The sequence below is a fragment of the Sphingomonas faeni genome (assembly GCF_040407565.1).
GTDB lineage: Bacteria > Pseudomonadota > Alphaproteobacteria > Sphingomonadales > Sphingomonadaceae > Sphingomonas > Sphingomonas faeni_F.
The window spans coordinates 37,129-55,420 of the sequence record NZ_JAPZPR010000015.1; the positions used below are offsets into that span (position 1 = coordinate 37,129).

The 18,292-nt window shown below is 60.2% G+C and carries 23 protein-coding genes; 8 read left to right on the plus strand and 15 right to left on the minus strand.

Annotated features, from left to right (window positions below; genetic code table 11):
• Positions 1–92: 92 nt before the first annotated feature.
• Positions 93–551 (plus strand): energy transducer TonB, encoded by a 459-nt coding sequence (locus tag O6Y00_RS21205; RefSeq protein WP_353444550.1) that lies wholly within the window; start codon positions 93–95, stop codon positions 549–551.
• Between the two features lie 123 nt (positions 552–674).
• Here the strand turns inward: O6Y00_RS21205 and O6Y00_RS21210 are convergent, their stop codons facing one another.
• The 3 genes from O6Y00_RS21210 to O6Y00_RS21220 all read right to left on the minus strand — a co-directional run bounded on the left by O6Y00_RS21210 (position 675) and on the right by O6Y00_RS21220 (position 1,701).
• Entirely contained in the window at positions 675–944 is a 270-nt protein-coding gene (locus O6Y00_RS21210) for a YozE family protein (protein ID WP_435368663.1), read from the minus strand.
• A 323-nt stretch (positions 945–1,267) separates the two neighbouring features.
• Positions 1,268–1,459 (minus strand): DUF6771 family protein, encoded by a 192-nt coding sequence (locus O6Y00_RS21215; protein ID WP_353444506.1) that lies wholly within the window; start codon positions 1,457–1,459, stop codon positions 1,268–1,270.
• Positions 1,459–1,701 (minus strand): hypothetical protein, encoded by a 243-nt coding sequence (locus tag O6Y00_RS21220; RefSeq protein ID WP_353444507.1) that lies wholly within the window; start codon positions 1,699–1,701, stop codon positions 1,459–1,461. Before O6Y00_RS21220 ends, O6Y00_RS21215 begins: the two co-directional genes overlap by 1 nt.
• Before the next feature lie 846 nt (positions 1,702–2,547).
• Here O6Y00_RS21220 and O6Y00_RS21225 point away from each other — a divergent pair.
• A complete protein-coding gene (locus O6Y00_RS21225) occupies positions 2,548–2,805 on the plus strand; it encodes a DUF6894 family protein (RefSeq protein ID WP_353444508.1) in 258 nt (85 codons plus the stop codon).
• Positions 2,806–3,614: 809 nt separating this feature from the next.
• Here O6Y00_RS21225 and O6Y00_RS21230 read toward each other — a convergent pair.
• Complete coding sequence (locus O6Y00_RS21230; RefSeq protein ID WP_353444509.1) at positions 3,615–3,947, minus strand: hypothetical protein; 333 nt, start codon at positions 3,945–3,947, stop codon at positions 3,615–3,617.
• A 183-nt stretch (positions 3,948–4,130) separates the two neighbouring features.
• On the opposite strand from O6Y00_RS21230, the gene O6Y00_RS21235 reads away from it, so the two are divergent.
• Positions 4,131–4,979: a hypothetical protein gene (locus O6Y00_RS21235; protein ID WP_353444510.1), complete on the plus strand. Its 849-nt coding sequence runs from the start codon at positions 4,131–4,133 to the stop codon at positions 4,977–4,979.
• Between the two features lie 212 nt (positions 4,980–5,191).
• On the opposite strand, the gene O6Y00_RS21240 is transcribed toward O6Y00_RS21235, so the two are convergent.
• Both O6Y00_RS21240 and O6Y00_RS21245 read right to left on the minus strand, forming a co-directional pair.
• The gene (locus O6Y00_RS21240) at positions 5,192–5,659 is read right to left on the minus strand and encodes a hypothetical protein (RefSeq protein ID WP_353444511.1); all 468 of its coding nucleotides are present in this window, start codon (positions 5,657–5,659) and stop codon (positions 5,192–5,194) included.
• Positions 5,660–5,798: 139 nt separating this feature from the next.
• The gene (locus tag O6Y00_RS21245; protein WP_353444512.1) at positions 5,799–6,074 is read right to left on the minus strand and encodes a hypothetical protein; all 276 of its coding nucleotides are present in this window, start codon (positions 6,072–6,074) and stop codon (positions 5,799–5,801) included.
• A 54-nt stretch (positions 6,075–6,128) separates the two neighbouring features.
• Between O6Y00_RS21245 and O6Y00_RS21250 the strand changes: the two genes are divergently transcribed.
• Positions 6,129–6,545 carry an NUDIX hydrolase gene (locus tag O6Y00_RS21250; RefSeq protein WP_353444513.1) on the plus strand — a complete coding sequence of 139 codons (417 nt, stop codon included), beginning with the start codon at positions 6,129–6,131 and terminating at the stop codon, positions 6,543–6,545.
• 126 nt (positions 6,546–6,671) lie between these two features.
• Here the strand turns inward: O6Y00_RS21250 and O6Y00_RS21255 are convergent, their stop codons facing one another.
• Positions 6,672–6,929, minus strand: a complete 258-nt coding sequence (locus tag O6Y00_RS21255; RefSeq protein ID WP_353444514.1) for a PepSY domain-containing protein — start codon at positions 6,927–6,929, stop codon at positions 6,672–6,674.
• A gap of 197 nt (positions 6,930–7,126) precedes the next feature.
• Here O6Y00_RS21255 and O6Y00_RS21260 point away from each other — a divergent pair, with 197 nt between their 5' ends.
• Complete coding sequence (locus O6Y00_RS21260; RefSeq protein WP_353444515.1) at positions 7,127–7,702, plus strand: hypothetical protein; 576 nt, start codon at positions 7,127–7,129, stop codon at positions 7,700–7,702.
• 309 nt (positions 7,703–8,011) lie between these two features.
• Here the strand turns inward: O6Y00_RS21260 and O6Y00_RS21265 are convergent, their stop codons facing one another.
• The 4 genes from O6Y00_RS21265 to O6Y00_RS21280 form a co-directional block, all read right to left on the minus strand.
• On the minus strand, positions 8,012–8,617 hold the full coding sequence (locus O6Y00_RS21265) for a plasmid pRiA4b ORF-3 family protein (protein ID WP_353444516.1): 606 nt from the start codon (positions 8,615–8,617) through the stop codon (positions 8,012–8,014).
• Between the two features lie 312 nt (positions 8,618–8,929).
• Positions 8,930–9,394 carry a DUF1348 family protein gene (locus O6Y00_RS21270; RefSeq protein ID WP_056025067.1) on the minus strand — a complete coding sequence of 155 codons (465 nt, stop codon included), beginning with the start codon at positions 9,392–9,394 and terminating at the stop codon, positions 8,930–8,932.
• Positions 9,395–9,407: 13 nt separating this feature from the next.
• Positions 9,408–9,818: a VOC family protein gene (locus O6Y00_RS21275; protein ID WP_056025071.1), complete on the minus strand. Its 411-nt coding sequence runs from the start codon at positions 9,816–9,818 to the stop codon at positions 9,408–9,410.
• Positions 9,819–9,829: 11 nt separating this feature from the next.
• Positions 9,830–10,336 carry a pyridoxamine 5'-phosphate oxidase family protein gene (locus tag O6Y00_RS21280; protein WP_353444517.1) on the minus strand — a complete coding sequence of 169 codons (507 nt, stop codon included), beginning with the start codon at positions 10,334–10,336 and terminating at the stop codon, positions 9,830–9,832.
• Positions 10,337–10,499: 163 nt separating this feature from the next.
• Between O6Y00_RS21280 and O6Y00_RS21285 the strand changes: the two genes are divergently transcribed.
• The 3 genes from O6Y00_RS21285 (at position 10,500) to O6Y00_RS21295 (ending at position 13,608) form a co-directional block, all read left to right on the plus strand.
• Positions 10,500–11,393 carry a LysR family transcriptional regulator gene (locus O6Y00_RS21285; RefSeq protein WP_353444518.1) on the plus strand — a complete coding sequence of 298 codons (894 nt, stop codon included), beginning with the start codon at positions 10,500–10,502 and terminating at the stop codon, positions 11,391–11,393.
• A gap of 307 nt (positions 11,394–11,700) precedes the next feature.
• Positions 11,701–12,789 carry an NAD(P)H-dependent flavin oxidoreductase gene (locus O6Y00_RS21290; RefSeq protein ID WP_056025079.1) on the plus strand — a complete coding sequence of 363 codons (1,089 nt, stop codon included), beginning with the start codon at positions 11,701–11,703 and terminating at the stop codon, positions 12,787–12,789.
• Positions 12,790–13,146: 357 nt separating this feature from the next.
• A complete protein-coding gene (locus O6Y00_RS21295; RefSeq protein WP_353444519.1) occupies positions 13,147–13,608 on the plus strand; it encodes a VOC family protein in 462 nt (153 codons plus the stop codon).
• A gap of 289 nt (positions 13,609–13,897) precedes the next feature.
• On the opposite strand, the gene O6Y00_RS21300 is transcribed toward O6Y00_RS21295, so the two are convergent.
• The 4 genes from O6Y00_RS21300 to O6Y00_RS21315 all read right to left on the minus strand — a co-directional run bounded on the left by O6Y00_RS21300 (position 13,898) and on the right by O6Y00_RS21315 (position 18,211).
• Complete coding sequence (locus O6Y00_RS21300; protein ID WP_435368662.1) at positions 13,898–15,469, minus strand: alkaline phosphatase D family protein; 1,572 nt, start codon at positions 15,467–15,469, stop codon at positions 13,898–13,900.
• A 10-nt stretch (positions 15,470–15,479) separates the two neighbouring features.
• Positions 15,480–16,049, minus strand: a complete 570-nt coding sequence (locus O6Y00_RS21305) for an acid phosphatase (protein ID WP_435368664.1) — start codon at positions 16,047–16,049, stop codon at positions 15,480–15,482.
• A 303-nt stretch (positions 16,050–16,352) separates the two neighbouring features.
• Entirely contained in the window at positions 16,353–16,994 is a 642-nt protein-coding gene (locus O6Y00_RS21310; protein ID WP_333922619.1) for a DUF1826 domain-containing protein, read from the minus strand.
• Positions 16,994–18,211 carry a GTP-binding protein gene (locus O6Y00_RS21315; protein WP_333922618.1) on the minus strand — a complete coding sequence of 406 codons (1,218 nt, stop codon included), beginning with the start codon at positions 18,209–18,211 and terminating at the stop codon, positions 16,994–16,996. The genes O6Y00_RS21310 and O6Y00_RS21315 overlap by 1 nt, the downstream gene beginning before the upstream one ends.
• Between the last annotated feature and the right edge of the window lie 81 nt (positions 18,212–18,292).

Consider the following 18,292-nt stretch of genomic DNA (forward strand, 5'->3'; position numbering starts at 1 on the left):
CCATGCTACTTACGATTCTACTGTCCGCGGCTTTGTTACAAGGGCCGGCAGCTGCTTCTGCTCCGCAAGACATAACCAGCGCAAACGCTGAAATGATCGCGCGGTACTACCCGGCAGGGTCAATCCGGCGCGGAGAGGAAGGCGTTGTAGATTTCCAAGTGGCACTAAACCGTGATGGTGGAATAACGAGTTGTAATATCACAAGAAGTAGTGGCTTTCCTGCGCTTGACGAGCGGACTTGCGACTTGATGGTAGAGACTGCCCGTTTCAAGTCCATCCGAAACTCGGCAGGTTGGAAAGTTAGTTCGGTACACGATGGTCGCCTCGTTTGGCGGATACCGGATGATAAGATACCAGAGAGATTTGCTGCTAAGAAGAATAATATAGTCCTGTCTCAGGAAAATAAGATAGTTTGTCGCAGGCAGCTTCGTCAGGGCTCGCTATACGTCATGGAAAGACTGTGCTTTTCAGTTTCCGACTGGCGTAGGCAACGTGAGTACTCGCAGGCTGCGTTGCACGCCATGCAATCTCCTAGCGGTCCGATTCTCTAATTCTGTTATGCCGATTGAATTTACCGTTGCAAAACTAGAGAATCGGTGCGTGAAGCAGACCGTCCGCTTTCCTCTCCAAAGCGGCCATTCCGCTACCCCCGCCATCGCCTCGCAGCGACGCGTTCAGCCGGTAAGAGCTATCCATTTGCTTTCTGCATCCTCCAGCGCCTCCCAGTCGTCTCCGCTTGCGCGGTTCGCCTGAAGCCATTTTCTCGCAGCCTCGACGTCGCCGGATCGCGGAAAGGTGCGGTCGATCGCCGCAGCGTTCGCGAGTTGTCCGATGAAGCCGCCCGCGTCGCGCTGGGTCATTAACCAGGCACCAAACGCCAGGGCCGGCGCATCGTCTTGTTCGTAGTCATCGGTCGTCGGTATCTTCCATCGATCGCGGGGTATGTTTCGACTTGGTGCTTGTCGTCAGTCTAACCTCGTAGCCTTCGCTCGAACCGCTTCCAGTGCCGTTCGTCCCGACCGTATTGCGGGAAGGATGGTGGCAGCGGTGTAGGGACGATCCTGTTCGGCCGGCCGCCGCATTTCGAACAGCGGAGGTATCGCGGCAGGTTCTCGATCGCGCTGTTCACCCGCTTGAGGAAACACCAGCGGGCAAGAACGTCTCGATGTACGACGCCTTTGCGTCCGCAATGACCACAAATAGCGCCGACATTCGCTTCATACTTGGCAAAGTCGCCCAGCGTCCTGAAACGCGCGTTGCCCATAGATCACCAAGGTAAGGGGATCTGTGTCGCCTCGGCGTTCATCGGCGGGAATAGGCCGCCGTACACATGCTGCGCGACTTCGAGTTGGGCAGCAGCGCGCAGGCTTTCCCCCGGCGCGGCAATGCCGACCAGCGCCCACGCCGGGGCGTCCTCGATCAGCGAAGCGATCCGCTCCGCAGTGATCTTGCCATCCATCACCGGTAGTCGGTTGAGTAGGTAGCGTATGGTGACAGGCCGCGACGAGCGAACTCCGCCTCGATCGGCGCGAGCAACGTCTGCGGCCCATCCTCCATCGCTTGGAAGTAGATCGACTGCATCTCGCAAGGGCGGATGTCGGGCAGAATTTCAGCGATCAGGTTGTGCGTCTGGCTGAAGGGCTGTGCGCCGTCGCGCATCGACTCGGGGGCGTGTTCCATCCCGATGCTATAGCGGAACATATGGGGAACACAAAACGCAAGACCAGATTGGCCGACGCAACAAAATTACGCGAAAGAAATTTATAAAATCGACGAGGTCGGGCCCGCCGTCCCTGAACCGGCGACCCCGAGAAACACGCTATTCCCCCCGCCTCGCCCGCGTACTTTCCGTGGCGCAAAAGGTGCATCAATCGAACCTTAGAAATCCGGGCTAGGCCCTCGGCCGCGATGCGACTGGAAACCACTTCGCACGGGTGCGATTCGGTGCACTCGAAGCGCCAATATTGGCTCTATGGCACGGCTATCGCAGACCCGCCTGTTGGGTTAGGTTGACCGTCGAATTTTAAGGCGCGCTGATGGCCGAGCTAACGGAACTGAGATACGCGGTCGAGATCGCGGATATTGGCTTGCCGCTCGCGTGGACAACGGTGGCAGTACGCTTGTCGATTGAGGGAGCGCGATTTGAACTGCTCCTTCACCGGCGCGAGCCGGGTTCGAGGGCTTTTCGAATATTTGATCGGCGGACCGGCGAACCTTACGCCGAATGACCGAGGCCAAGTTACAAATCCCTATTGTAGCAATCGTACAGCTCGCCCGACGCTAACACCGGAAAGCAACGCGAACCGCGCTGCACGCAGCGGGCCAGCCGGTCGGCGACTGACGTCGCCTATCTTTCCCATTTCGGCCTTTCCGCGTTCTCCCAAAACCGGCCTATCCGCTTTCCTCTCCCACATTCCCGACGTGCCCTGCTTACAGTCAAAATTAACCGTCCAGCGGAACTGAAGGTGCACGATATTCGCTACCCATAAATCGTTGTTTCTCGGCGACTGAGAGACATCGTGCTCCCGCGTTAGTCTGGGGGCCGTAATGTCGGTTTTTTACTTTGAGATCGCCGATGCCAAGCCGAATATTCCGTGCATAGGTGAGAACCTACCCTCTCTAGCGGCTGCTCGCTGCTTTGCGCTGAAGTATGCGGCGCTGTTGCTATGTGATCAGGAAGACGTGTTCTGGGAGGGTGAGGAGTGGGTAATGACGGTTACCGACGCAAACCGCTTAACCATGTTTACGATTATGATCTGCGCGACGGCAGCGCCTGCTACATTGAACCTCAAGAAACTAATCTGAGAATTCTGCAGCCCTAGGCGTTTATCTCGTCGAGCCTCTAGACAGCCGCCCGTCCGCTTTCCTTCCCATTCCGCTATCGCCCAAACCCAGACACGCGGGGGTAAAAATAGACGTTCTCAAAACGGTCATTTGTTCAGGACGATCTTGGCCAACTGCTTCTGCGGTCGCGATCGCGCGGAACATTTTCAAAAGCGGTTCCCTTAACATTCCCCAATGCGCGCTTTGTAGCTATATTTTGCTAACCTCGATTTCATAACCAAGGAGTGTTGATATGTCGATCTTGTTGGCTGCCAATATAGCGTTGGTTTTGACCGCTCCTGCCCAAGTTAATTCTGGAGTATCATCCGCGACGTCGGCGCAGATTGCGAATCGTAAAATCACGACTCCCGCTGGGGTCGAATTTTCGTGCGATACTTTTCGTGGACGTTTGATCATCGGTGGCTTGCCGATGCCGGTAACTCAGATCCGGATAAGATCGAGCGTTTTCTTTGAAAAAGAAGGGGGCGCAAAAATATCCGTTCCATCGATTTCGCCGGAACTTTGGAGGTTTGGATCGAGTCGATCGCCGATGCGTATTTACATGGGGAAGTCAGCACAGATAGTTTCACCGAACCCAAGAATTGTTACGTTCATTAGGTCATGCGCCAATGCTAGCCGAAAGACATACTGAGATAGATGGAATACGAGCGCTGCTCAAAAGCGGTCGTTCCGCTTTCCTCTCCATTCCGGCCGTTCCGCTTTCGCCCAATCCCGGACGCCCGGGGTACAAATCGACCATCTCGGAAACGGTCATTCGTTCAGATGGGTCCTTAAATACAGCGACGCCGAGGAACCGACGTTCCCGTTGGAGCAGGTGGATTACCGAGTATCTCGCAGGATTTTCTCTGAATATAAGCCTGATGTGCGGACGTAAGCTTGCCACCGTCTTGTTTCAGTAAATTATTGGCCTCAAGCCGTAAGGCAACTGCTTGCTCGTATTTTTTAGCGCGCATTGTCGGCGTGTCTTCAAGCCTCAACCTTCCATTCAGACCGGGGAGGGATGTGGAATAGTTGGGACCGGTCATGGCTGGGCTCGGCCCCTCCTTCTGGCCGAGAGCCGGGACCGAAACTGCCAAAAGCGTCAAGCCGACAATCTTCTTCATGGTATGGATCCCTCATAGACGGACAGCACCGTGCAATGTCCGCCTCACAATCACGAAAAGCGCGAACCAATGCAACAGCGAATGATCAATTCCTAACCCCGATCTCGCCATTCCATTTCCGCCGAGTAGTGGGCGTTCGCAAACGCGCTTGCTCTCCATATTAGCGGAGGTCAGAATATAGGGATGACGAGAATCAAACGGCTGCTTGAATCTTTTTCGTTCGGTTTATCAGTGGTAGCGTCACTAATTTCCGCGCCTGAACAGGCCAAGTCGGCATCCACGCCAGTGGCCGAAGACATCGTCGTGCTGGGTACGACGAGAGCACGAATTAGCGGCACAGTAAATCGAATGACTGCCGCTGATGGTGCGCAAATTCCGCGTTGGAACACCTCTATATGCATCGCCGTGCGAGGCGTGCTGCCAGACCGAGCTCACTCTCTCGCTGACACGATCGAGCTGCATGCGCGAACGGTAGGGGTGGTGGTTGAGAGCGGATCATGTTCCCCGAACGTCGAAATCTTCATTTCGGGACAAGCGGACGCACTCGTGAGTCAGTTCTTGCGTCAGCAACCCTATATGTTTCGGGACGTTGCCCGATACGGAAGACCGCGCGCGCGTGACCGTGCAGAACTGCTAAACCCCGAACCGGTGCGGTGGACCGTCGGCACTGTCAGAGAATCCCGCTTGGGCGTCGCGTCCCGGCTTTCCCAACCTTCGCGGGAGAACAAAGAGCGATTGCTAGCAATTGTCGATTTACCTCGATGTGGCAATGTAACGTGGAAGCAACTCTCCGCCTACCTTACTATGGTAGTGTTAGCTAATCCTGAGCACGCGAACGATGGAGCCAGCGGAACGATTATGGCGCTGTTCGATGATGGTATGACTAAAGAGAAACCCAATGATTTAACTGATCTCGACCGCTTTCTGCTTAAAGCTTTGTATGTCACTGAAGAGCAGGTTTCCGCGGGTTCCCAGCGGACTGCCATGGCGGACTTTATTCTTCGTCAACGTGACAAACCTACTCCGAGATGACGTGGTCTCATGCTATCTTCATTGACCAAAATGCCGTTGTTGTCGGTTATTTAGATTGTTCGCAACGCGCTATCGCTGGCCATAGCGGACGGTCCGCTTTCCTCTCCATTCCGGCCATTCCGCTTCCGCCCAATATCAGACGCTCGGATGCCGTATCGAGGCTCCCGAAACTGCCATTCGTTCAGAACGATCATTCCCATTACAGCACCGGACTAAACGGAACGCGTGAACGCCCCGTCAAAGCCAACGGTCAGCTTGCCCTTTTCTGGAATATTGGACCAAGCTGCGCTCAGCTCATCAATCCTGACGCGTATCGCCTCGATCTCTTGCTTCGATACGGGAGCGACCGCATGCCCGCTGGCCGCACAGCCATGCTCATACATTGCGATGGCGTCGGATGCGCTGACCCTTCCGCTCCACATTTCGGCTTGGAAGGTCTCGACGAGCCGCTCGATCGAGTCAGCCACCTCGTCGCCTTGGGTCGAAAAGCTCGCCGGTTGGCCTTCCCGTAACAAAGACAGGAAGCCGCGATGCGGCACGACGCTCTCGACCGCATAGTGGATCATATCGTGGGGGATGATGCCCTGTTTCGGGCATTGAATGACCTCTAGGGGTAAGCCGCTACGCTCGATATGCAGATGATCGTACTTCCCAGTGCCTTTTGTAAACGTAAGATGCACGCATCAGTCTCCTTGCGTTTGCAATCCAGCAAAGTCCGCCGCGCGTGGCAAGACCGGCGGCTAACGCCCATAGTCAGACGTTCCGATCGTCCCTCGACGACTTCGCTAGCCGACATTCGTTCAGGATGCTGCAACTGGTTTAAATCGAACGTTGCAGCATCGCAGCGCCATATTCCGGGATAGCTTCGGCAACGACATGCCCTGATACTTCGATGGAGTAGCGCCAAACCTCCCCATCGGGATCGGAAAGGGCGAGCCGGAGCATCTTGTCGAAGCGACCCTCGCCAATCTGCTCGTTCATGCTATGCGAGACGTCGTTCAAATTCGACGCATCCGATCGAAACAGCCGAGCATGAATCTCCGGCAAAAGCACATCGCCAAGACCGGTAGGTGTTTCGATTGCGCTGCTCCTCATGGTCACGTCATATGATGCCCACCTCATTGCGATCTATAAGGTAGTGACATCATTTTGCAGTCTGCCGCTATACCCTATCGCAATAGCCGCCTGAACGGCGTTGAGGTTCTGCTAGTAACCTCTCGAAAGCGATCCAGGTGGGTATTGCCCAAGGGTAAGGTAAAGCAGGGAATGCCAGCGCACCGATCTGCCGCTCGTGAGGCGTTTGAGGAAGCGGGCGTTACAGGCACGATTAGCGCCCTATTTATTGGGACCTACCATCACTTGAAAACTCAAGACGACGGCCAAGCAAAGATGGTAGCTGTTCAGGCGTTTCCGATGCTGGTTCGTCAGGAAAACAAAAGCTGGCCGGAAATGCACCAGCGACAGAGATGCTGGATGTCCATCAACACAGCGATTGGAGCTGTAAGAAATAGCGAGCTTCGTGCGGTGCTGATGAAGTTTGCACAGGAACTACCCAACGTCGCCTAGATCTTTGGCGATCATCCACCGCTCGTAAAACACAAACCGGCTTAAACTAGCGGTCTTTTGATAGTCGAATTATGACACGAAGGCGCCACGTCCAACGTGGGCGTAGCGCGCGTCGTGTCCGCACGACTACGAGTGATCACGCTCCATTTTAGTGATGGCACCTGAATGCGGATCGACGTGAAACTCGTAGTTTACCCTGGCTTTGCGGGCCTCGCCTTCCCAATGGCCATCGTCGGCTTCCAGCTTCGTGACCCGATAGCCTCGCTTGGAAAGCATGGCCTTCACCTTAGCGCTGCTGATCCAGTTTTTGCCTGGCATATCTGCAAAGGCGGGGGAACCAAGGCCCGCGGTTAAAACCGTAGCGATGAGAATCTTCTTAATCATAATCAAATCCTTATGGGCTGAGTCCAAGTGCATAACATCTGACCGTCGTTCCGGCCGAAACTAGAAAAAGTGTCGATCTCTTTGGACGCAACCATGATAATCGTCGCCAACGACTGGGATCGCCCAGATATTGCCGTTCTACGCCGCTTTCGCAGTTCCTGATTGCAGACGCTAATTCAGGAAGGCAGGATCGTGGCATGAGTATGCCCTTTCAGAGCGGAGACGTTGTATCTGTAAGTTGGGATCATCGTCCCATCCGCGTTTTGCAGACCGACGCCATAGAAACCTTTTACGATGTCGGGATAGGCGAGGTGGGTTGGGTAATGGCTAAAGCGCGGACAGCGATCTACTATCGAACCTCACCTCCATATTTAAAAGAAACATCTTCAAGGACGCTGCCGAGTCCATTCTCTTTGAAAGAATATAAAAAGTTTCGACCGGATTTGCCGACGCGCTTATTTAGACATCGTGACGCCGATTGGTCGGATGAGTTGCCGATCCTAACCTCTTTAGAAGGTGACGTTTCTATACCAGCACAGGAAGTCGTTATCATTCCGTTTGGCTCGAAAGGCGGCGCAACGAAACCGGTCAAAGTCCAAGCCTCTGACGGCGAAAGCCTTTCCCTGCTGGAGATTATCGAAGCCGCCCACTCCGCCCAGCAATCGAAATGCGCTGATGTGAAAGGAGTCGGGTTATATCGATCGGGGTTCGTCGGGGGTGTCCCTTCCTATTACCTGTGGGGTGCGATTGACCGAGCAGGGTACGCCGCTTGAACGGCCGGTTCCTCCAGCACCGCTTCCGAAAGTCGCCAGTCTGCAATCCTTCCCATCCCGGCCATTCCCGAAATTCGATCCTTTTCGGGAAAGGCCGCAGCGTCAGGCGACGTCCGCTAACGCCACCTGCCTTCCTAATAGCGGACGGGCCGTTCCCCTGTCCTATCACGACATTCGAGAGCGGATAGCCGGGCTTCAAAATCGGTCATTCGCAAGATGAACCAGCGTCCGAAGTTGGGAAGCGAGGGAAGGGGCGTGAACGTCCAGTTCTGGGTCGCTTGCGCCATGAGCATGGCCGACAAATCCCCGTCAGTGGCGGACGCGGCTCTTTTCGTAGGCAGCCTTGCCGACGTGGCGGCGGATCGCGATGGCTGCGACGGCACGCTTTATAGCGAGTTCGTCGATGTCGTCAGGGTCGAACGGGCCGCCGTACCATTGGCGTAGCTGTTGATGTTCCCCGTGAGCCGGGTCGCTCATTGCGTCGAGGAACAGCTCGAAACCGGGAAAGCCGCCGACGTCCTCGGGCGGGCAGCCCCGCTCGCCAGCGACGAAGCGAGGGTATTTGATATCGGGCTCGGCCGGCCCGACCGCGTCGACAACGACCGTATGCCGCCAGTCGTCGCCCATGTCGTAGGTGTAGGTGAGCTGGCGGACTCCGAGGTCAATGAGGGAGCCGAGCTTCACGTTTCTGGCGTTCGTGAGATTGCGGTCCGGCCACTCAGGGTTAGGTACGCCGTAGCGGCGGTCGCCCGCTTCGAAATGCCAGAGGTGATAGTCCTGCCAGCCCATGGCGGCTTGTATCACGTCGTGAAGCATCTTGAGGCTGGCGGTGACCGGAATCTCGACCGACCGCCAAATTTCGGGCTCGATGTCGTTGAGGCTTATGCGGAGGCGCGCGATGGTCTCTTGGGTCATGCCGCGGTTTTGAAGGCTAGGCGGCTCAATGCCAAGGCACCGTCTTGTCGCAGCGCAACGGGTGAACGGCATTCGCGCTGCACAGGCAGCCTGAACGAGTGGCGGAAGTTCGGGCGCGCCATATGGCGTCGGAACGACCGCATCTGGGTCCTCCCAGCAACTGAGCGGTCGATGACAGCATTATTCAGCGTCAGCGGCTTCCTGACAGGCGCCGCCTTCCAGTTTTCTGTCGGCCTCTCAGCGTCGGGAACCCACCCACACTCTGGCCGACGGCGCATCAACCATGACCGGTAGGAAAACAACGGCTTGAAGCTACAGCCCAAGTTCCTCCAGCCCCGGATGATCCTCGGGCCGTGGCCCGAGCGGCCAGTGGAACAGTCGCCCCTTTTCGGAAATCGGAACGTCGTTAATGCTCGCCATCCGGCGCGCCATCAGGCCATCGAGCGTGAATTTCCAATTCTCATTGCCGTAGGAGCGATGCCACGCGCCGGCATCGTCATGCCACTCATAGGCGAAGCGCACGGCAATTCGATCGCCGTCATGCGCCCACAGGCCCTTGATAAGCCGATACTCGTGCTCGCGACGCCACTTTGCGGTTAGGAAGGTGACGATAGAATCCCGCCCCCGAAGGAAATCAGACCGGTTTCGCCACTGGCTGTCCTCGGTATAGGCGAGCGCGACCCGCGCTGGATCGCGGCTGTTCCAGCCGTCCTCGGCGGCGCGGACCTTTAGCGACGCAGTCTCATGGGTGAAGGGAGGGAGGGGCAGTCGTGGCATCGAACGGATCCTTTCAGTCAAAGGGCGTGGCAAACTCCAGACGGATCCCGCCCGGAATGAGGATCAGGAAGTGGCGCGCCGTTGATCCGGGACGGATGGCGCCCGGCGCTGCGTCGACCACGACTTCTGGATGCGCCGTCACGGCGGCCCACGCCGCTGCCAGTGCAGCATCGTCGGCGACCGAGAGCGAGAGATGATGGAGACCGATATTGGCGCGCCGGTCAAAGGCGCGGGCCGTCACGGGGTCGGCCGCGCGCCACAAGGTCAGCAGGATTGTGCCGTCCGATACGAAGATAGCAGGATAGTCGGGCACGCCGCCTACTTCATCGAATCCGAGCGTGTCGCAGAAGAAGGCGCGTGCCTGATCGAGGTTGGGCACGGTTAGCCCGACATGGTGGACGCCGCGTGTGAGTTTGCTGGTCATGATGCTGCCCGTTAAAGTTGAGCGATGTGGGCTCGAAGCACCGCAATCTCGTCAATGAGCGGCTGGGAAGTGCGGCGCACTTCCGCCTCGGTGAAACGCGGCGTGATATGCTGCGGGCAGTTCCAGTCGAACCCGACGACATCGATCAGAAAGCCACGCTCCGGCTCGGCCGCGTAGCCGGACGGCATGAGCGCTGCGATGACGGCGGGGTCTTTGCTCACGTGGGCATGGCCGATGATCTTGAGGCGCCGGCGGTTCGGATAGTCCATTAAGAACAGCGCAACCCGGTCGTCGGCCGCAATATGCGCGACGGAGAGATATTGTCGGTTGCCGCGAAAGTCGGCGAACCCGAAACAATTGCCCCCGAGGTGTCGGACGAAGCCGGTTGCCCCGCCGCGATGCTGGACATAGGGCCAGCCATTTTCGGACGTGCTCGCCAGGTAAAAGCTGTCGCGGGCGGCGATGAACGCAAGTTCTTTGGCCGTAATCCGGTCGACCGTCTCCGCGCCGGCTTCCATGCGTGCGTAGGACGCTCGCGACCCCGCTGCTTCTTGCAGCGCGCGAGCGCGTGGTCCGAAAAGGGTGTGGAGATATGCCTGCGCCATGGCCACGAGGATGGCGAGTTGCCCGAGATGTGATAATTCGCAATTACTGATACGGACTATTGCGATACGGGGAATAATGGACCGCTTCGAGAGCCTTTCCGTCTTTGTCGCGGTGGCAGAGCAGCGCGGCTTCGCGGCTGCGGCGCGCGTCCTCAATCTGTCGCCTCCTGCCGTGACCCGTGCGGTCGCGGCGCTGGAGCGGCATCTGGGCGTGACGCTGTTCCACCGCTCGACGCGAGCGGTGTCCCTGACGGACGACGGGGCAAGCCTGCTCGATCGGGCGCGGCGCATAATCGCGGACATTCGCGAGGCGGAGCAGATCGCCATGGGCGGTCGCTCGGTTCCCCGGGGGCAGCTCTACGTAACTGCGCCGGTCATATTCGGGCGGCTGCATGTGTTGCCGGTCATCAGCGCGCTGCTGGCCAGCCACACCGGCCTCAACGCGCGCATGATGCTGCTCGATCGTAATGTCCGCATCGTCGAGGAGGGTGTCGATGTGGCGGTGCGGATCGGGACGCTGGCGGACAGCACGCTGCGCACCGTGACGATCGGTTCGGTCCGTCAGACCATCGTGGCAAGCCCGGGCTATCTTGCCGAACATGGCTTGCCCATCGATCATGGAGACCTGGCCCAGCATCGGTGTATCATGGGTAGCGGTGTGCGCGCCGGCACCCGATGGTCGTTTGGCGCGCGCGGCGAGAGGCTGTTGGAAATCGTCCCCCGCCTGACCGTCAACGGCATCGATGCGATCCTCGCTGCTGCGGAAGCAGGCGTCGGCCTTGCCAATGTACTGAGTTACCAGTCGGCCGCGCATATCGCGAGCGGGCGACTCATTGAGGTTTTGGCCGATCATGCTCCGTCCGCCATGCCGGTAAGCCTGCTCTATGATCCCGGTCGAGCCGCTATGCCCGCGGTCAGGGTGTTCATCGATGCGATGCGGGAAAAGGGGCGGCGGGGCGTGTGGTCCTGACCGGGACCGCCGGACAAGCTATTTCGCGGCGAAGGCTCGGCAGATTTCCATTTCAGCATTCCTCCCGGTGAAGGCTCAAACGCAGGCCGGCGGCGTTCCGGCGGCGTTCGCCCATTGATCGCGGCGTCGCCGGCGCCTGAACGAACTGCAAATGTGTGGATGGGCGAGAGCGGTTCGGCAATGTCGCTTTCTGGGTCGGAGCGGTTGAAGGGCAGACGATCCGCACCTAGCCCACCTGGCGCCATTCACTTAATGCGCTGGCGTAGTCATAAGCGGACAATTGTTCATAACCGGATCCGGCGTAGGTATGTCTCTCATCGATCGGTTTGAACTCTCGGTGCCCTTGATCCAGGCGCCGATGGCAGGCGTCGCCACACCTTCGCTGGCGGCAGCGGTATCCGAGGCGGGAGCCTTGGGATCGATCGGAGTAGGCGCGACCGACGCCGCCGGCGCACGGGCGATGATCGAGGAGGTGCGCAGCAGCACGACCCGCGCGTTCAACGTCAACGTCTTCGTCCACGCTGGCCCAAAGGCCGATCTGTCGCGGGAAGCGCAATGGCTGGATTGGCTTGCCCCGCTGTTCGCCGAGTACGGCGCACAACCCCCGACGGCACTCATGACCATCTACAAGAGCTTCGCAGATGATCCCGACATGGTGGCGGTACTGCTCGACCTCGCGCCGCCAGTGGTTAGCTTCCACTTCGGGTTGCCGTCCGCCGACGTGCTCTCGGCGTTGCGAGCGCGTGGTATCTATCTCATGGCGACCGCAACCAGCCTCAACGAAGCACACGCGATCGAGGCCGCCGGGATCGATGCGGTGGTCGCGCAAGGGATCGAGGCTGGCGGGCATCGGGGTGTCTTCGACCCCATCGCGCCTGACGACGCGCTCGGCGTATTCGCGCTGACCCGGCTCCTGGTGCGCAAGAACAACCTACCAATCATCGCTGCTGGCGGGATAATGGACGGCGCCGGCATCGCCGCGGCGCTCGACCTGGGCGCATCGGCAGCGCAACTGGGAACTGCCTTTGTCGCGTGCCCGGAGTCGGCCGCAGACGATGCATACCGGGCGGCCCTCACCGGTGAGGGCGCTTACCACACCGTCCTCACTTCGCTAATTTCTGGTCGACCCGCGCGTGCGCTGGCCAACCGGTTCACGGCTCTGAGTCAGTCGGTTGATGAACGCCGACCGCCTGATTATCCTATCGCCTATGATGCGGGAAAGGCCTTGCACGCGGCTGCCAAGGCGCAAGGCGAGCACGGTTTCGGAGCGCAATGGGCGGGGCAAGGTGCGCCGCTTTCTCGTGCCATGCCGGCAGCAGCCTTGGTCAGGGTGCTGCGAGAGGAATTTGAATTGCGACGGATTAGAGGCTCGGTTGAGCGTTGCGACGTTCCTTGATCGGACTGGCCGTTTCCCCACTAGAAGCCGTATAAGCAGACCTTTCAGCGTACTGAAAGCCTCAAATCATGATGAACCAGCGCCCGAAGGTAAGAAGCAAGGTAAGGGGCGCGGGCGCCCTTTTGTTGGTCTCCGCGGCCGCTGGTCGCCTGATCGCTGCATGATCACGCTCGTCTGCTCCCAAGGTCTTTCGCATCCTGGAACTCGCTGCTTTAAAAGGCTCAAAGCCTTTCCGTTTCTCCGTGTCCACCAGCCCATGTTGGGAAAGTGTATGCGGGAAAGGGTTTAGGGAAAGCGGTTTACGATGGTGAACGGTCGCGTGGTAAGCACGGGCGGCATACCAGTGAGAGGGCAGTGATGACGGACGCCACAAACGTAATTGCCGTGGACCACACAGGCTTCGCTGTGTATTCTTTGGACGAAGCCGTTCGGTTCTGGACGGGAGCGCTCGGTTTCACACTTGAGCGGCAATCGGAGATGGGGGTCGACTTCCTTCATCAGGTGACAGGTGTCGATGATCCGAAAGTGAGAACGGCAATCGTCAAGGCACAAGACGGCTACGTGGTCGAACTGTTGGAATATTCAAACGGGCTCCAGAACGGGACGGTGCCCAGCGGCGCGGGATCGATCGGAGCGGCCCACTTGGCTCTGACCGTAAAGGACATTCATGTCGCCATTGCCCGTGTCGAGGCAGCAGGATGGAAGGCGAAAGGTAATCCGCTGCCGATCCCAGGTGGTCCACGGAAGGGAACGTTGGTGGCCTACGTTTCAGGCCCCGATCATATCACGATAGAGCTTATGCAGCCGACAGCCCGTTAATGGGCCGGCAAAAGCTTTGCCGCCTCATCATCCTTTGAAAGCTGGCGAGTCAGCGTGCAGGGCCGAGGCTCAGCACCTTCTCTGCTGCAATACTGAATGGATGGCAGAAGTTGGGGAGCCAGAAAGAGGCCGCGAATGACCGCAAGTGGGTCAAGTTACTGCAGAAAGCCGATCAGTCATCGTTTCTGCAGTTTATCATTTGAAGCGCACGTTTAGAGAACTGAAGCGCAAACGCAGTGTTTTTCGTATATGCACAGATCGCGATTTCTGGCACCATACTCGGGCAAGTTTAGGTCACTTTCACTGCGGCACGGCCATGCTCGACGATCGCCGTACCAGACGTCTTGATAACGCCATCGGGCCGCGTGACGGTATCGACGGTACGGAAGTTGGTCTTCCACTGGTCGGCGTTCACATCGCACAGCAGATAGCCGCGCCGGTCGTTGGTCCAGGCGAGGAACGGGTTGCGGGCGCGGATGCGATCTTCGCCGCCCCGCCGATCCGCGCCGTCGCCGCCCGAGGTGATCGATGTGCCGACGAACTCGACCGCGACTGCATCCCCCTGGCCGCCGTCGGTACGCAGCACGCCGGCATAATTCTGATGCTCGTCGCCGGTCAGCACGACCATGTTGCCGAGCCCCTCGACCATCTTCAGCACGCGTTCGCGCGGCGCGTCATAGCCGCCCCAGCTGTCCATGTTGCGGATCGGTACGGGTTCGTCGCCGGTCCGCCGATCGAGCGGCATCATCATCACCTGTTGCGCCAGCGCGTTCCAGCGGGCCTTTTTTTGCTTCAGGGCGTTGGCGAGCCATGCTTCCTGGGTCCGTCCCATCACCTGCGCGGCGGGGTCGGCCCAGCCCGCACAGCGGGTCTTGAAGCCGTCGTCGCACGGCTGATCGGTCCGGAATTGCCGGGTGTCGAGCAAATGCAGGTCGAGCAGATTGCCGACCGTCGCCCGGCGATAGATCTGCATCCCGGCGGGCCCCGGAAAGGCCGATCGGCGCAGCGGCATGTGCTCGTAATAGGCCTGGAACGCAGCGGCGCGGCGCAGCGCGAACACTTCGGGCGGGTCCTTCTCCTGGTCGATCTCGCCGACCCAGTTGTTCTCGATTTCGTGATCGTCGAACGTCACGAACCATGCGGCTGCGGCATGCGCGGCCTGCAGGTCCGGATCGGTCTTGTACTGGGCGTAGCGACGGCGATAATCGGCGAGGTCGAACAGCTTCTGCCCGGCATGCTCGCGGACGAACCGTCGGGGCTTGCCGTCATAGCCGACCGGCATCGGCGCGCTTCGGCCCTCGTAGATATAATCGCCGTAATGGAAGACGAACGCCGGATCGTCCGCGGCAAGGTGGCGATAGGCGGTGTAGAGACCGTCCTCGTAATTCTGGCACCCCGCGACCGCGAAACGTAGCCGGTCGAGCGATGCGCCGGCGATCGGCAGGGTGCGCGCGCATCCCGCGGTCGAGCGCTCGCTGCCGACCGTGAAACGGTACCAATAGGGGCGATCGGGCTGCAGTCCCGCGACCTCGACATGGACCGAGTGCGCGAGTTCCGGACGCGCGAGCGCCTTGCTGCCGGCCACCAGCGTCGCAAAGCGCGGATCGGTCGCGACCTGCCACTCGACCTCGACCGGCTGCATCGGCATGCCGCCATGCTCGGCCAGCGGATCGGGGGCGAGGCGGGTCCAGATGACGAAGCCGTCCGCGGCTGGATCGCCCGCCGCGATACCGAGGCGAAACGGGTAGGCGGCGAAGAGTTGCTGCGCGCGCAGGATCGCGGGTGCGCCGATCATGGCGGCAGTGGCACCGATCATGGTGCGGCGATTGAGCAGCAGGCGCGAGCCGGTCGAGTCGGTCATGAGTGTCTCGTCAGTAGAGGGGCTGGGCGACGAGTGCCGCCTCACGTGTGCACTGGACCGTATCGTGTTTCGCCGCGGCGCCGGGCTGTCGGAGCGCCGCGATCTCCTGTCTGGCCGCGGCAAGATCGGTGGTGAAGGCCGGATCGCCCTGCATGGCGGTCAGCGTCGACGAGGCCGACAGCCGCCCCGCCTCGACCGCGCTGGCATTGTGGACGCCGCACACGATCCGGCTTTCGCCATACGCCCGACCACGCGCGAGCAGCGCGGTTGCGCGATCGGGAGCGATCTCCGCGAGCAACGTCGCCATCGTCCAGCCGGCAGTCGTACGGCCCGACGGATAATCATAGCTGTCCGCGACCTCCGATGCAGGCTGGCAGATCGGTCCGCGGTCGATCAGGAACGGGCGCTGCCGCTTGTAGAATGTCTTCGCGATGCCGGTCTGTCGTCCGGTGTCGAACATGGCGCGCCGAATTAGCGCGGCCGTCCGTGGCGCGTTTTCAGGCGTCATCGTGATCCCCATGGCGCAGTTGAAATCGCGGAAGAGGTCGGCGGGGGCGGACTTCACGTCGTTTGTCGCCATCGCCCAGCGAGGACTGCCCTGCAAAGCCCGCGTTGCCTTGAAGATCGCGCGGTCGGCGAGACCGCGGGGATCGGTCGCCTTCGGGGCAGGCGGCAGGACGGCCAGCACATCGAACGCGCCGGGCTTTAGATACCCTGCCGGTCCGAGCGTTTGCTGCGCACCGGCAATGCCACCAAGACTTGCCAGCGTGACGGCGATGATTAGCGGCAAACGGGTCATGGGGTCGGCATCCTGATGGCTTGGATCATGGGAATCGTGAGAACGTGCCCGCCGATCGCGTGACGATGATGGGCCGCGAATATGTCAGCCACGTTGCATCGCCCGCTCCCACAGCGCAGCGGTGTCCGCTGGCGGCGGACCGTCGATCACGAGCAGCAACCGCTCCTCGCCGGTGCCCGCGATTGGTGGCGAGCGGTGGACGATTGCCTGCTCGCCGGCGAGGATGCGGCCCTTGAACAGGCCGACCGCGCCTTGAGCGAGCGATCGCGGTGTCTCGACCGCCGGCGCATCGGCGCTCTCTACCAACCGTTCGATCCACTGCGTCCCCGATCCGCGATAGGTGCAGATCAGCCGGACGGACACGTAATCCGCGTGCCAGCGCTTGCAGGCGTCGCCGACTACCCGTTCCAGCCGGATCACGACGTGCGACAGATCCATGATCGCGGCGAAGGACTCGGCCAGCGTAGCGATGTCCGCGGCGATATCCGCATGCCAGGCGGCCGGCGGCTGTTGTGCGAGCGCATCGGTCAGTGCGGCATGCGCGCGACCGACCGTCGTCGTCATCTGGATGGTGCCGAAGCCGTCCAGCGACCCGACCGGCAGCATCGACGGACGATCCCAGATCGCAAGGTTCACGTCGGGGTCGAGGATCGCCGCGAAGGCATCGACGGTCCGCGCACGGTGAACGTGCGAGCGGCACGGGGCGAGTATCGCCGCGCCGTTCATCAGGCCATCTCCCGCACGCCCCAGGCGGGGAACGGATCGGGCAGCCCCTCCCACAGCCGGGGCGTGAAATCGGCCGCGGGGACGAGGCACGCATCGAGGCGCCGCCTGATCTCCGCCTCGTCCATCTCGATGCCGATGAAGACCAGTTCCTGCCGCCGGTCGCCCCAGATCGGCGACCATTTCGCCGCAACCATCCGGTCCCAGGCCTCGCCGCTCGGGCGCTTCGTTTCCGGTACGCACGCCCACCAGCGGCCCAGCGCCTCGGTCACCGACTGGGCGCCGGCTTGTGCGAGTTCGCCGCACCAGTCGGGTCGCGTCGCGAGCCAGAAATGGCCCTTGGCCCGGACCACACCCGGCCAGCCGCCGCGTGCGAACGCGTGGAACTTCACGGGGTCGAACGGCGCGCGAGCCCGATAGACGAAGCTCTCGACGCCGTATTCCTCGCTCTCGGGACGATGTTCGGCGTGGCCGTAGAGTTCCTTGGCCCAGAGCGGGTGCAGTTCCGCCTTCTCGTCGTCGAACAGCCCGGTCCCGATCACCGAGTCGAGCAATACGTGTCCGTGGCGTGCCTCGACGATGCGGGCATCGGCGTTGAGCGACGCCACCAGCTTGCGCACGGTCGCCAGCTGCGCAGCATCGACGAGATCGGTCTTGGTAATGACGATCACGTCCGCGAACTCGATCTGCTCGACCAGCAACCCGACCAGGCTGCGGCGATCGTCGTCGCCAAGCGCCTCGCCGCGGTCGGCTAGAAAGTCGGTGCTGGCATAGTCGCGCAGCAGATTGGCGGCGTCGACCACCGTCACCATCGTGTCGAGCCGTGCGACATCCGACAGGCTTTCGCCATGCTCGTCCTCGAACGAAAAGGTCGCTGCGACCGGCAGGGGCTCGGAGATGCCGGTGCTCTCGATCACCAGGCAGTCGAACCGCCCGGCATCGGCCAGCGCGCGCACTTCGATGAGCAGATCCTCGCGCAGCGTGCAGCATATGCAGCCATTGGTCATTTCGACCAGCGTGTCCTCGCCGCGCGACAGGGTGGTATCGCCACTGCGCACCAAGTCGGCGTCGATGTTCACCTCCGACATGTCGTTGACGATCACCGCCACGCGCCGGCCCTCCCGGTTGGCGAGGATGTGATTGAGGAGCGTGGTCTTTCCGGCACCCAGGAATCCGGACAGGACCGTCACGGGTAACAGCGGCTTCGCATCTTGAACCATCGACCTACCTCATATTGAATGATATGATGTATCATTACTGTGTTGATGGTGGTTGTGGCAAGATGAGAACGATACGGAATT

Coding starts and splice junctions, on each gene's coding strand:
- O6Y00_RS21265 (WP_353444516.1), bottom strand. CDS start 8,617: ATGACCCAAGAGACCATCGCGCGCCTCCGCATAAGCCTCAACGACATC.
- O6Y00_RS21285 (WP_353444518.1), top strand. CDS start 10,500: ATGGACCGCTTCGAGAGCCTTTCCGTCTTTGTCGCGGTGGCAGAGCAG.
- O6Y00_RS21290 (WP_056025079.1), top strand. CDS start 11,701: ATGTCTCTCATCGATCGGTTTGAACTCTCGGTGCCCTTGATCCAGGCG.
- O6Y00_RS21315 (WP_333922618.1), bottom strand. CDS start 18,211: ATGGTTCAAGATGCGAAGCCGCTGTTACCCGTGACGGTCCTGTCCGGA.
- O6Y00_RS21220 (WP_353444507.1), bottom strand. CDS start 1,701: ATGTTCCGCTATAGCATCGGGATGGAACACGCCCCCGAGTCGATGCGC.
- O6Y00_RS21230 (WP_353444509.1), bottom strand. CDS start 3,947: ATGAAGAAGATTGTCGGCTTGACGCTTTTGGCAGTTTCGGTCCCGGCT.
- O6Y00_RS21225 (WP_353444508.1), top strand. CDS start 2,548: ATGTCGGTTTTTTACTTTGAGATCGCCGATGCCAAGCCGAATATTCCG.
- O6Y00_RS21300 (WP_435368662.1), bottom strand. CDS start 15,469: ATGACCGACTCGACCGGCTCGCGCCTGCTGCTCAATCGCCGCACCATG.
- O6Y00_RS21280 (WP_353444517.1), bottom strand. CDS start 10,336: ATGGAAGCCGGCGCGGAGACGGTCGACCGGATTACGGCCAAAGAACTT.
- O6Y00_RS21205 (WP_353444550.1), top strand. CDS start 93: ATGATCGCGCGGTACTACCCGGCAGGGTCAATCCGGCGCGGAGAGGAA.
- O6Y00_RS21305 (WP_435368664.1), bottom strand. CDS start 16,049: ATGGCGACAAACGACGTGAAGTCCGCCCCCGCCGACCTCTTCCGCGAT.
- O6Y00_RS21215 (WP_353444506.1), bottom strand. CDS start 1,459: ATGGATGGCAAGATCACTGCGGAGCGGATCGCTTCGCTGATCGAGGAC.
- O6Y00_RS21245 (WP_353444512.1), bottom strand. CDS start 6,074: ATGAGGAGCAGCGCAATCGAAACACCTACCGGTCTTGGCGATGTGCTT.
- O6Y00_RS21295 (WP_353444519.1), top strand. CDS start 13,147: ATGACGGACGCCACAAACGTAATTGCCGTGGACCACACAGGCTTCGCT.
- O6Y00_RS21275 (WP_056025071.1), bottom strand. CDS start 9,818: ATGACCAGCAAACTCACACGCGGCGTCCACCATGTCGGGCTAACCGTG.
- O6Y00_RS21260 (WP_353444515.1), top strand. CDS start 7,127: ATGAGTATGCCCTTTCAGAGCGGAGACGTTGTATCTGTAAGTTGGGAT.
- O6Y00_RS21310 (WP_333922619.1), bottom strand. CDS start 16,994: ATGAACGGCGCGGCGATACTCGCCCCGTGCCGCTCGCACGTTCACCGT.
- O6Y00_RS21255 (WP_353444514.1), bottom strand. CDS start 6,929: ATGATTAAGAAGATTCTCATCGCTACGGTTTTAACCGCGGGCCTTGGT.
- O6Y00_RS21270 (WP_056025067.1), bottom strand. CDS start 9,394: ATGCCACGACTGCCCCTCCCTCCCTTCACCCATGAGACTGCGTCGCTA.
- O6Y00_RS21235 (WP_353444510.1), top strand. CDS start 4,131: ATGACGAGAATCAAACGGCTGCTTGAATCTTTTTCGTTCGGTTTATCA.